8 protein-coding genes are annotated in these 13304 nt (G+C 39.7%); all 8 read left to right on the top strand.

Annotation, left to right across the window (positions count from 1 at the left end; translation table 11 throughout):
* On the top strand, positions 1-2180 hold a 2180-nt coding region (locus ESV24_RS14270), incomplete at its 5' end, for a T9SS type A sorting domain-containing protein (protein WP_146951080.1).
* Positions 2181-2445: 265 nt separating this feature from the next.
* A complete protein-coding gene (locus tag ESV24_RS14265; RefSeq protein ID WP_111816270.1) occupies positions 2446-6390 on the top strand; it encodes a T9SS-dependent choice-of-anchor J family protein in 3945 nt (1314 codons plus the stop codon).
* A gap of 154 nt (positions 6391-6544) precedes the next feature.
* Entirely contained in the window at positions 6545-8266 is a 1722-nt protein-coding gene (locus tag ESV24_RS14260) for a T9SS type A sorting domain-containing protein (RefSeq protein WP_111816271.1), read from the top strand.
* A gap of 69 nt (positions 8267-8335) precedes the next feature.
* Entirely contained in the window at positions 8336-9337 is a 1002-nt protein-coding gene (locus tag ESV24_RS14255) for a glycosyltransferase family 2 protein (protein WP_111816272.1), read from the top strand.
* 146 nt (positions 9338-9483) lie between these two features.
* Positions 9484-10314 (top strand): CdaR family protein, encoded by an 831-nt coding sequence (locus ESV24_RS14250; RefSeq protein WP_160110617.1) that lies wholly within the window; start codon positions 9484-9486, stop codon positions 10312-10314.
* A gap of 23 nt (positions 10315-10337) precedes the next feature.
* A complete protein-coding gene (coaE, locus tag ESV24_RS14245; RefSeq protein WP_111816274.1) occupies positions 10338-10922 on the top strand; it encodes a dephospho-CoA kinase in 585 nt (194 codons plus the stop codon).
* 76 nt (positions 10923-10998) lie between these two features.
* Positions 10999-12558, top strand: coding sequence for a sensor histidine kinase (locus ESV24_RS14240; RefSeq protein ID WP_170227900.1), 1560 nt, complete (start codon positions 10999-11001; stop codon positions 12556-12558).
* Positions 12559-12562: 4 nt separating this feature from the next.
* Positions 12563-13279: a response regulator transcription factor gene (locus ESV24_RS14235; protein ID WP_111816275.1), complete on the top strand. Its 717-nt coding sequence runs from the start codon at positions 12563-12565 to the stop codon at positions 13277-13279.
* Positions 13280-13304: the final 25 nt, after the last annotated feature.

The raw sequence follows: 13304 nt of genomic DNA, 5'->3' as shown, positions 1-13304 counted from the left end.
TTACTAACCAAGCAACCGTTTTCTGGGAATACACAGATGACATTCCCGTAGAAGGCGAGCCATACGCTAAATTTGACTCTACCATAGGCACTTGGGCCATAGACGATCCTGCACAAGAAGTAGTTTATAATTTCAGTGGCCAATGCGACCCGATGGGCGGCGGTGGAGGCAGTGTGCTTGATACTGCTTATGGTGTAAACAATGGCAACTTTGAGCTTATTGGCTTCCCAGTTTCAGATCCTTCAACTGTTGAGGTATTTGGTAATTCACCAGTTACTGTAAACTTTGAAAACGCTGGAGCTATTGATCCTGCAAATCCAAGAACTGGTTATGTGCTTGATAATGGAGGACAGTTTTACTCATTTGATGTAGAATCTGGAATTTATACCTTATTGGGTAATATACCTGGTGACTGGGTAGGTATGGAGTATGACCAGGCTTCTGGTGTTCTATACGCAATTGCTGGTGCAGATCTTTACACCATAGATCCAGTTGCAATCTCTGCTACATTAGTAGGTGCAACGGGTATTCCGCCAGGCAATCTACCAATCGCACTTGCCATTGATGGTGCTGGAATAGGGTATACCTATGAGATAGTAACGGACAATCTGTATTCAATAGATCTTGCAACGGCTACTGCCACACTTATTGGTAATATTGGTTTTGACGCCAATTTTGGTCAAGGAATGTGCTATGACGCTCTAACCGATACTGTGTATATGGCTGCCTTTAACAGTGGTGTATTTGCTGCGGAATGGAGATCTGTAAATCTAACCACAGGAGCAACTACCTTAATAGGGCCAATTGTTACTACTGCGGCTACTACGCAGGTAGCTTGGGTATCTATAGGAGAAACTTTACCTCCTCCAGCTTGTCCTGAGCCCACTAACCTTGCGGTTACAAACATTGCTGCTGATTCTGCAGATCTTTCTTGGGATGCAGAGCCAAGTGCAAGCAGTGGTTATATTTGGTATGTTTTCCTTCAAGGAGACAATCCACTTAGCGATCCACCGGTTGCAACTGGAACTGTACCAGCTGGTACAACTACGGCAACAGCAACAGGTTTAAGTGGTGGTATAAGTTATGATTTCTATGTGGTTGCAGATTGCGACGCAGATGGTTTAAGCCAGTTAGCTGGACCAGTTAGCTTTGCTACTCCACCAGCTTGTGGCGGTAAGTTCTACGATACTGGAGGACCAGGTGGCGACTATGAAAATGACGAAAATGTTACAACTGTAATCAATCCTGCAAATGCTGGTGATAAAGTAACAGTTACTTTCACTGCATTTGATGTAGAAGCAACTTGGGATGCATTATACGTTTACGATGGTCCAGATGCTACGTTCCCAATAATTTCAAGTGGAAACCCACCAACAACAAGTGGATTCCCTGCAGGAGGTTATTATGGAACCAGCAATCCTGGCCCATTTACAGCTACTGATGCAAGTGGTGCGCTTACTTTTGTATTTTTAAGTGATGCATCCGTGCCGCGAGCTGGATGGGAGGCAGACGTAACTTGTGCTCCAACCCCTCCACCAAACGACATGATAGTAAACTCTATTGATGTTGATGAAATAGGTTTCCCTTATACCGATCCACAGGTAAATATGCCTGCAGCTACTACTGAAGATGGCAATCCTGCTGGTTGTGATCTTTCAGGAGCCAATGGTGTTTGGTATAACTTTGTTTCAGGTGGCGATGGTACTGCTATTGCTTCTATAGTAACCCCTGGCGGTGCCAGTTCTGTTACTTTCTATACTGCGCCAAATGAGAACGCTTCGGAAACGGATCTTACTCTTGTGCCGCAACAGAGCAACCAATGCGGTCCAGGTACATCTGCATCCATATTCACATTGGCCGGTCAGGCTTATTATGTGTTTGTGTTGAACACTGGAGCTGTTACCGATATTACGATAGACGGTACCAACCTTGGTGTATCTGACAATACCATTGCCGGTTTCAGTTATTATCCGAACCCGACAAATGGTGTGCTAAACCTTAAGAGTGTTGATAACATTGAGAACGTATCAATGTACAATCTTTTAGGTCAGTTAATGATGAACAATCAAGTGGATGCCAACACATCTCAGCTTGATATTTCAGGACTTAGCACTGGTATCTATTTAATGAAAGTGTCAGTAAATGGCCAGATAGGTACTTATAGAATATTGAAACAATAATTTTAATATTAATAAATATTCTTTTAAGCCACCCGCAACTTGCGGGTGGCTTTTTTTATACTCGAAATGATTTCTGAATTGTGATTTTCTATGAAACGAAAACTGTTCGCGGAATAGCTATTTTTAAGAATATTATTCATTAATTCAACAAGATTCAATAATTATCCTAAAAGTCTAAGAATCTTATAATCAAAAACTTTGATATTTGTTTTTTTTAGAATAGCTTTAAATCTTGAAAATCAATTACTAACTAAATCTTATTAACATGAAAAAATTTACATTATTAATCTTTGCCTTCTGTGCTTTTATTGCTACGATGGAGGCGCAATTTATTCAACCGAATTCTTCTTTCCACGGTGCAAGGAGTTTGGGGGTTGAGAATAGACAACAGCCATCTGTTTCTATTGAGCAATTGCTGGCAAGACTTCAGCAAAATCAAACAGGATTGGATTCACAGCAATTTACTGCTGCAGAAAGACAAGCTTTGAGTGCTTATTACAGAGCGCAAAATTCAGCTAATAGAGGGCCAGCGGCTACGCTTCTCACTGAAGGATTTGATGACATCACTACACTACCAGGTGCTGGTTATAGCCTTGTGAACGCAAGTGATATTCCTGGAGCAACAAATTGGTTTCAAGGCAATGATGTAGTTTTCCCTTCACAATCTGGAGGACCAACTTCTTATATCGGGGCCAACTTTAATAATACCTCAGGTTCCGTAATCAATAACTTTATGATTACACCTGTATTGAATTTAGAAAATGGAGATGAAATTATCTTTTGGACGCGTACAACCACTGCCAGTACCTTTCCTGATAGATTAGAAGTTCGTTTGGATCCAACAGGTGCCAATACAAACCCTACAGGACCAGCAAGCGTAGGTTCTTATACGGAATTATTGCTTGAAATAAATCCCACACTGGTAACAGGAGTTTACCCTGATGTATGGACAGAATTTACAGCAACCGTATCAGGACTTACCGGAGCCACAGACACTAGAGTTGCCTTTAGATATTGGGTTACAGACGGAGGGCCGGCTGGAAGCAATTCAGATTACATAGGTATAGATTCGTTGACAATTGAAGAAGGAACCGGCGGCGGTGGTGGCGGAGACCCAACGGTATTCGCAGCAAATATAAGAGCTTCTTGTGGACTTGACTTTGGTTCATTTCCATTGCCTGGCCCATATACCTTGGCGCCCATTGCTCCAAATGCCAGCTCTATTTATGGAGGGGATTTTGATGAAAACGGAACACTGTATGCCTTTAACGGAACAACCTCAACATTGTTGAGTTTGGATGAGACAACTGGTGCCGAAACCACCATTGGCCCCATAACTGGATTACTTGCCACCGAAACATTAAGGGGAATGGCCTGGAACGATGCCGATAGCACCATGTACGTGCTTGCGGGAGCTGGTGAAGTTGGCTCGGTTTATACAATTAACCTTACAACTGCTGTAGCTACATTAGTAGGAAGCTCGACGATTACCGGTTGGCTTCCAATCTGGTTAGCAATTGACTCTAATGGCAATGCTTTTATGGCGGATGTTGGGCTGGACAGTCTTTATTCTGTAGATTTAACGACCGGTACCGCAACCCTTGTGGGCCCATTGGGTGTTAATATCAATTTTGCGCAAGATGCAGACTTTGACCCAGATACAGATACATTATATATGGCTGCATATATTGGAGGAGGAGTGAATCTTTTTGCTTCCGTGGACACTGCAACAGGTGTAGCCACCCCATTAGGTTCAGTTAACGCTGATTGTGCGGAGTTAGGTCTTGTTGCAATAAAAGGCACTAGCGGCGGCGGCGGCGGCTGTACTCCAGATAGTTTAACTACGCTTTTTGCTGGTGGAAACGGGGGTAGTCCAGGAGGAGCTGTATATTTTGATATTTCAGTAGGAGCTTCAGATATTGAAGTCTCAAGTTTTGATATGAATACGGCAAGTACTGCCGCCTTCAACATGGATGTATATGTATTTGAAGGTACTTATGTTGGTAATCAAGCCAATCCTGCACTTTGGGGTGCTGCAGTTGCAATAGGATCTGGTACTGGTGCTGGAATTGGAATTCCTTCAACAGCTACATTGGACGCTCCGATTATGATGACGGCGGGTACGACTTATGCAGTTGCATTGGTTTTTGACTCGACGGCTGCTCATACCTATACTAACGGAGATGGAACAAATCAAAACTATTCAAATGGTGATATAACGTTAGATTTGGGATCAGCAAGTAATGTACCTTTTACCAATCCTATTTTTGACCCACGTATTTGGAATGGAAGCGTTGGATACTGCGTTGGCGGCGGCGGCGGTCCTACCTGTACAAGCACAGCTTACGACAGTACGGCGGTCCCTTTTGATATTGACGGTGCTGGTACATCTACTGCAGATTGCGCAAACGCTCCCAATCTTATACCCATAACTGTTGCTGATATAGGCACCATTGGTACTGGGGCAATATTAGAGAACATAACTATAGATATAGCACACACCTTTAGTGCAGATTTAGACCTTTATCTTGTTTCTCCAAACGGAACAGAATTGCTACTTGCTAATGACCTTGGCGGTGGCACAGATGATGGCTACAACGGAACAATGTTCGAGGACGGTGGCGCAGATATTACTCTTGCCACAGCTCCTTTTGGCGTTGGACCTTACGAGCCGGTTGGTGGTACTTTCGCAGCTGCTTTTGCAGGTGAAGACATTACCGGGGTCTGGAGCCTGAAAGTTTGTGATGATGCAGGGGGAGACTCTGGGCAGGTATTGCAGTTTTCAATGTCTATTTGCGTACCACCGGTATTTACAAATGACGACTGTGAAAATGCCATTGCATTAGCTTGTGGCGACAGTGTAGTTGGTGAAACCATAACAGCAACGGATTCTGGCGGTAACGCTTCACCTGATGTTTTCTATAAGTTCACAGGTAATGGTTCGCCGCAATTGGTAACTATCTCACTTTGTGCTGCTACAGATTTTGATTCGATACTTAGGATATTTGACGACTGCAATCTTGCCAACGAGCTTGCATTCAATGATGATTCCTGCGGTCTCCAGTCTGAAGTAAGTTTCACTTCAGACGGCACATCTACATACTATATAATGGTAGAAGGTTTTGGTAGCAGTTCAGGTAACTTTAGTCTTGATGTAACATGTACAGATCCATTACCGAATGATGAGTGTAGTGGTGCTATAGCGGTAAGTTGTGGTGATTCTGTAACAGGAACTACTGTGGGCGCTACTGTAGATACGGCGCCAACATGTGGTACACCTATAACTTCTCCGGGAGTTTGGTATTCTTTGAATGACGATTCCGGCTTACCTGGTGATATTACAGTATCATTATGTAATGGTACTAATTTCGATTCCAAGATTTCGGTTTACAGCGGAACTTGCTCAGCACTTGTTTGTGTTGACGGCAATGACGATGCTTGTGGACTTCAGTCTGAAGTTACTTTTGCGAGTAATGGAAATACGCAGTATTACATTTTGATACACAGTTTTGGTGGCGCTACGGGCAACTTCACACTTGACGTTACTTGTACCCCAACTCCTCCACCAAACGATATGATCGTAAACTCTATAGATGTGGATGAAATAGGCTTCCCTTACACCGATCCTTCAGTGGCAATGCCAGCTGCTACCACGGAGAATGGCAATCCTGTTGATTGTGATCTTACCGGAGCAAACGGTGTTTGGTACAACTTTGTTTCGGGTGGCGATGGTACTGCTATTGCTTCTATAGTAACCCCTGGCGGTGCCAGTTCTGTTACTTTCTATACGGCGCCAAACGAGAACGCTTCGGAAACGGATCTTACTCTTGTGCCGCAACAGAGCAACCAATGCGGTCCAGGTACTTCTGCATCCATATTCACATTGGCCGGTCAGGCTTATTATGTGTTTGTGTTGAACACTGGAGCTGTTACCGATATTACGATAGACGGTACCAACCTTGGTGTATCTGACAATACCATTGCCGGTTTCAGCTATTATCCGAACCCGACAAATGGTGTATTGAACCTTAAGAGTGTTGAGAACATTGAGCAAGTAGCGCTTTACAACCTCTTGGGCCAGCGCGTGGTTTACAGCCAAGTTGGCGCCACCGAGTCTAAGGTTGATGTTTCTGGTCTTAGTACCGGTACTTACTTGATGAAGGTAACCGTGAACGGCCAGATAGGTACATATAAGGTGCTTAAACAATAGCGATTCTAATTATATCTATATTATTGACCACCCGCCAATGGCGGGTGGTCTTTTTAATATTCATCAATAAATTTGAAAAATTACTGTCATATTTTTTGTCATATCGTTTTTTAATGATAGTTTTATAGAAGTTTAACTAAAAAATTTTAATCAAATGAGAAAAATTACATTACTACTAGCTTGTTTTATTGGGTCTGTTGGCCTTATGAACGCGCAAAGTTCCTTCACAGGTGGAGGTTCAACACAAGAACCTGCCGTAACTATTGAAAGTTTATTGACCCGTCTCCAGACTATTGGAGATGTTAGTGGAAACATTAACGACTACTTTACTCAGAAAGAGCAAAGAATGATTAATGTGCATTTCAACGGTGTGCAAAATATTGCGCCCGTTGTAGTTACACAAAGCAACTCGCAAACCATTGATTTAACAACTTCAATTGCTTGCGCATCTCCAACAAGTTTCAGAAACAACAATCTTTTTCGTGCTTTTGATCTTGCCGGTGATTTTGGTATTATGAATGGTTTAGATGTTTCAGCTGTAGAGTTTGCACTTGGAACTGTAACTACCCCAACAGGGTTTCCTATCACCGCAAATATTTATTCAGCAACACCTGGAGCGTTCCCAGGAGGTACATTAACACTACAGGGAACTGCAGTTTACAATGCAACCAACGCTGATTCTGCCACTATTGTTACTTTACCACTTACGGCCAGCATTCCTGCAGGTGAAGCGATGGTTATGGAGCTTGTATTGGTAGATGATGGTACTGACACAAACTTTATGCGTTTTGGTTGTAACAATGACGGCCAAACTGGACCAAGTTACATTCAGGCTGCAGATTGTGGAGCAGCTACACCAACTGACTTTGCAGCTTTAGGTTTAACTCAAGGATTGGTTTGGAACGTACTTGGTGATGATGAGCCAGGAGGAGGCGGAGGCCCAGCAATGGCTTTCGGTGTTAACAATACTGCGGCGTCTTTGGTTAGCTGGGATCCAACAGCTGCACCAGTTTTAACTACTTTGGGAGTTTCTCCTGCTGTAGGTTTTGAAAATGCTGGTTCAATTGATCCTAACGATGAGGGAACAGCTTGGGTATTAGACAATGGCGGTGCTTTCTATAGCGTTGATCTTGCAAGTGGAGTATATACTAGTGAAGGAACTATTGCGGCTCCAGGAGCTGAAACTTGGTCTGGTGCTGAATTTGATGCATCCGGAACATTGTACGCAATTTCTGTAGCTATTAATGCTTCTTCTAGTCTTGCAACCATTGATATTACAAATGCTACTTCAACAGTTGTTGGGCCAACTGGAATGTTGGGAGCTATCTCTCTGCTTATTGATAGCAATGGTGATGGTTACAGTGCTGATATTGTAGATGATAACCTTTATTTTATAGATTTAGCAACTGGTGCTGCAACCCCATTGGGTTCACTTGGTTTTAATGCTAACTTTGGTCAAGGTGCTTGTTTTGGAAATGGTACTGCATATCTTTCAGCATATAATTCAGATGCGGGTCAGTCTCAATGGAGAGAGCTAGATTTAACTACTGGTAGTTCTACTTTAATAGGTCTTTTCAACGGAGGTTCTGATCAAGTTGCTTGGTCTTCAGTTATCGGTGGAACAGCTGGTGTTGCTGAAAATTCTTTGAAAGATTTTGCTTTCTATCCAAACCCTGCTACTGACGTGATTTCTTTGAAATCTGCTAATAGCATTGATTCTGTAGCTATCTTTAACTTATTGGGTCAGCAGGTAATCAGCACAACTATTGGTGCTACTACTTCAGATATCAATATTGCTGGATTGACAACAGGAACTTACATTATGAAAGTTACTGTTAACGGACAGACTGGTACTTACAAAGTATTGAAAAACTAAATTTTATAATTAGTATGAAAAGCCATCCACGAAAGTGGGTGGCTTTTTTTATTTCATTAACTTTGGGCGATGCAAAGAAGTTATTCCTTTATAATCCCTGTATTCAACCGTCCACAAGAAGTTAGGGAGCTTTTGGAAAGTTTTGCTAATTTGCATTTTCAGAAAGAATTTGAAATTGTAATCGTTGAAGACGGTTCTACGGAAACTTCTGAAACTGTGGTAAAGGAATTTTCAGAAAAGCTTACAATTTCCTATTATTTCAAGGAAAATTCCGGTCCGGGAGATTCTCGCAATTATGGAATGAAATGTGCAAAAGGTAATTATTTTATAGTTCTCGATTCAGACTGTTTATTGCCGGCACATTATTTGGCTACTGTAGATGAATTTTTAGGAAAGAACTACTTTCATTGTTACGGTGGCGCAGATGCAGCCCATGAGAGTTTCACACCACTGCAGAAAGCAATAAATTATACGATGACTTCATTTTTAACTACTGGAGGTATTAGGGGAAACGAAAGAAGTGTAAATAATTTTGAGCCAAGAAGCTTCAACATGGGTATTTCTAAAGAAGCATTTGAAAATACCGGTGGCTATGCAAAAATCCATCCTGGTGAGGATCCCGATCTTTCCCAACGTATTTTAAAAGCTGGTTACCAAACCACATTTGTGCCCAATGCTTTTGTTTACCATAAGCGCAGGATTTCTTGGGGAAAATTTTATTTACAGGTTAAAAAATTTGGACTTGTGCGTCCTATTTTGAACCAATGGCATCCATCTGCTGCTAAAATTACATTTTGGTTGCCTACGCTCTTTGTAGTGTTTGTAATTTGTTCAATAGTATTTTCAATTTTCATTTCTCCTTTATTTATAATTCCTATTCTTACATATCTACTTTTAATTTTCTTAGACTCTTCTGTAAAAAACAAAAGTGTTTATATAGGTTTACTTTCTTTAAAAGCTGTCTTTGTCCAATTTTTTGGTTATGGCATTGCGTTTTTGAAATCTAGTTTTTTAATAAATTTTTTAAAGAAAGATCCACAGAAACAATTTCCCTTTTTATTTTTTAAGTAAATTTATTGATGGCCAATAATAATAGTATGACGAAAGGATTCTTTAAGAATAATAAAAATATAAAGGTTAAGCGTTTTCTTCTCTTTCTCCTCCTTGCTACTATTTTTTGGGTATTAACGAAATTCAGCAGAGAATTTACCACTACTATGGTAGCTAAAATTAATTATGAAAACGTTCCAGAAACTACTGCGTTATCAGAAAAAAACCTGCGCAATATTACTTTTGATCTTACGGCAAATGGTTTTGAAATTTTGTTTTACAAGTTTAAAAAACCAACAATTAATGTAGAGGTTGGTAAATTTTACGATAACGAAAAGGATAACTTTACTATTACAAAAAACGAATTGACCAGAATGGTGGCTTCAAACTTCAATAGGAATTTGGCGATAAAAAATCTTTCCGTTGAAGAATTGGACGTCAATTTAGATCCCATAATTTTGAAAAAAGTTCGGGTGATGCCCAAAACAAAATTCACCTTTAAAAATGGTTTTAAACCTATGGATAGTATAAAGGTAACGCCCGATTCTGTAATTATTTCTGGCCCTTCCGGTAGCCTTAAGAATCTCAGAACTATAGAAACCGAATTAATTTCATTGGAAGATATTGAAAAAGATATTTCGAAAACCGTAAAAGTAGTTAGTGGCAATAAGGAAATTGCATCCATTAAACCGGATAAGGTTACAGTAAATTTAGCGGTTGCGGAGTTCTCACAGGGAAAATTTACGCTTCCCATAGAGATTATAAATCTGCCGCCAGATTTGGAGATAAAACTGGTTCCTTCTTCCGTTACAGTCTCTTATGATGTTTCCGTGAATGAATTTTCAAAAATTTCAAAAGAAAATTTTAGGGTTGTCTGTGACTATTCTAAAAGAAATAAGGAAGAAAACTTTATGCTGCCTACCCTGGAAAACATGCCATCTAATATTCAGAATGTAATTTTTGAACCCAAAAAGGTTGACTACTTTATATTTAAGTAATCAATGTTTTAATCTTAAAACTAATGAAAATTGTAGGCCTTACAGGCGGTATTGGAAGTGGGAAAACTACAGTGGCAAAAATGTTTTCAGAACTTGGCGTGCCAGTTTACATTGCAGATGTAGAAGCAAAAAAATTGACAAATACTTCAAAAGTCATTCGTCGCAAATTAATTGAGCTTCTTGGTGAAAACGCCTATAACAAGGAAGGCTTAAACCGAACCTACGTTGCCGATAAAATTTTTGCTGATACAGATTTACTTCGAGCGGTTAATGAAATAATCCATCCTAAGGTTGCCGTACATTTCAAAAAATGGGCTGCGGAACAAAAATCAACCTATGTTATAAAAGAGGCCGCTATACTATTTGAAAACGGCGGTTACAAAAATTGCGATCTTGTAGTACTGGTTACTGCGCCAAAGGCTGTAAGGATAAAGCGCGTTATGGGTCGTGATAAAGCCTCAAAGTATGAAATAGAGCAACGCATGGACAACCAATGGAGTGACGAAGAAAAAATGAAACTTGCCGATATTATCATTGAAAATATTGACCTTGAGGCAACGAAAAAAAACGTTGCTGAAATCCACAATAGCATTCTTAAAAAAAGCTGATAATTGTACCCTCTTCTTTTGTTAACATTTGGTTAAATAAACGAGTGGCTAAATGTTAAAATCTTACTTTTGAGGTATGAACAAAAAGCTTTTCGTCTTGCTTATTGCGCTCATGAGTCTCTCTTTATTAGGGATAGTTTTTGTTCAGGGATATTGGATTTCAAACGCTTACCAAACAAAAGCCGAGCAATTTACCATTAATTCCAAACAGGTGCTTTTATCTGTTGCGAAAGAAATTCAATTAAGGGAGAATGAGGCATATTATCAGGTTTACAGTGCTTATGTTGATAGCATACAGATTCCCGATAACCAAAGTTTTACGGAATTAGCCTATAGAATTCAAAATAAGGAAACAAACGAGACCTTCATTTTCACAGATGGAATCTTAGAGCAGGACTATAAACTTTCTTCCGGCATTTTTGACTCTGAAATGGACAGCGTTCAATTTAGAAAACTCACAAGTCGGAAAACAAAAACGAAGATATCTGAAGGTTTGGATGGAATAACAACCACAGACACACGTGTAGAATCCTTTTCAAGAATGAAGGATTATGAACGAAAGCAGTTTGAGGATTTTGTTGGTAACGTAACAACAATGGTCCCTATTTATAAGAGGGTGAATGAAAGAGAAGTGTCAGAACTTATTGCGAAGGAGCTCAAGGAAAGAGGATTAAAATCTAAATTTGATTTCGCAATTTATAGCAACAATCTGGAAACTAAAGTACGCTCAAATGATTTTAAGTTTGATGAAGAAAGTACTTATAAAGTTCCACTTTTTGTAAATGAAAACAAAAATAAATATGAACTGTATGTAAGTTTTTCTGAAAAGAAAAAGCTTGTACTTAATAGCATTTTGGGAATGGCCATACTTTCGCTTTTGTTTACGGCTGTAATTATTTTAGCATATTCCAGCGCAATTTCACAGATTTATAAGCAACGTCAAATTTCACAAATAAAGAGTGATTTTATAAACAATATGACCCACGAATTTAAAACGCCCATAGCAACCATTAATTTGGCTTTAGATTCGTTAAAAAATCCTAAGGTAAAGGACAATCGAGAGTTTTTGGATCGCTACCTTGGAATGATAAGGGATGAAAATAGACGCATGAATGCACAAGTGGAAAATGTTCTCCGAATTTCAAAGCTAGAAAAAAACGAGCTGGATCTCCCAAAGGAGCGTTTAAATTTGCAAGACATTGTTGATGATTCCATTTCGCACATTAGCCTTATTGTGGAAGATAGGGGCGGCTACATAAACACACATTATGGTGCGCTTAAAGCCACCGTTTTAGCGAACGAATCCCACTTGAGCAATGTAATAGTGAATATACTGGACAATGCAGTTAAATATTCTGAAGAACAGCCCAAAATAGATGTTTATTCAGAAAATGTAAAAAACAGCATTATTTTAAAAATACGCGATCAGGGAATGGGCATGAGCAAACCTGTTCAGAAAAAAATATTTGAAAAATTTTACAGAGAACACACGGGTGATATACACAACGTGAAAGGCCATGGCCTTGGTCTTGCTTACGTAAAGCGCATCTTGGATGATCACGATGCAGAAATATATGTAGAAAGCGAAAAAGGAAAAGGCAGCACCTTTATAATAAAATTACACTTAATATCTTAAAATTATGGAAACAGAAAACAAAAAAATCCTTCTTGTAGAAGATGATCCCAACTTTGGGACAGTATTAAAAGACTACCTTGCCATGAACGATTATAACGTTACACACGCTAAAAACGGGATGGAAGGTTTTGAAAAATTTAAAAAAGACGATTTCGATCTTTGCATACTTGATGTGATGATGCCTTATAAAGACGGCTTCACTTTGGCAAAGGAAATTCGTGAGAAAAACGAAGACGTGCCAATCATTTTTCTGACCGCCAAAGCGATGAAAGAGGATGTGCTGAAAGGTTATAAAGTAGGTGCAGATGATTACCTAAATAAACCTTTTGATAGCGAAGTGCTTTTGATGAAAATTAAAGCCATCATACAAAGGAAAGCAACTGATTCTATTGCGGATAGTAAGCAATTTGAGTTTCAAGTTGGTAATTTCCATTTGAATTCCAAATTGAGGTTTTTGACCTTCAATAAAGAGACCCCAATCAAATTGTCTCCTAAAGAGAACGAGTTATTGCGCCTTTTGGCACTTCACAAGAACGATTTAATGCCGCGTGAACTTGCACTAACCAAAATTTGGAGAGATGACAATTACTTCACATCTAGAAGCATGGACGTTTACATTGCGAAACTTCGAAAATACCTGAGCAAAGACGACGGTGTGGAGATAGTTAACATTCATGGCGAAGGTTTCCGCTTAGTTGTGAAAAGCGAAGTTGAAAATTAAAAGTTTAGCATTAAGATATGTGTAA

Origin of the sequence: Aequorivita lipolytica, from assembly GCF_007997135.1 — a bacterium.
Classification (GTDB): domain Bacteria; phylum Bacteroidota; class Bacteroidia; order Flavobacteriales; family Flavobacteriaceae; genus Aequorivita; species Aequorivita lipolytica.
This window is presented reverse-complemented; position numbering and strand designations above follow the sequence as displayed.

What these genes read in the sequence shown, in the direction of transcription:
- ESV24_RS14265 (WP_111816270.1), top strand. Translation starts at nt 2,446, where the DNA reads ATGAAAAAATTTACATTATTAATCTTTGCCTTCTGTGCTTTTATTGCT.
- ESV24_RS14260 (WP_111816271.1), top strand. Translation starts at nt 6,545, where the DNA reads ATGAGAAAAATTACATTACTACTAGCTTGTTTTATTGGGTCTGTTGGC.
- ESV24_RS14255 (WP_111816272.1), top strand. Translation starts at nt 8,336, where the DNA reads ATGCAAAGAAGTTATTCCTTTATAATCCCTGTATTCAACCGTCCACAA.
- ESV24_RS14250 (WP_160110617.1), top strand. Translation starts at nt 9,484, where the DNA reads ATGGTAGCTAAAATTAATTATGAAAACGTTCCAGAAACTACTGCGTTA.
- coaE (WP_111816274.1), top strand. Translation starts at nt 10,338, where the DNA reads ATGAAAATTGTAGGCCTTACAGGCGGTATTGGAAGTGGGAAAACTACA.
- ESV24_RS14240 (WP_170227900.1), top strand. Translation starts at nt 10,999, where the DNA reads ATGAACAAAAAGCTTTTCGTCTTGCTTATTGCGCTCATGAGTCTCTCT.
- ESV24_RS14235 (WP_111816275.1), top strand. Translation starts at nt 12,563, where the DNA reads ATGGAAACAGAAAACAAAAAAATCCTTCTTGTAGAAGATGATCCCAAC.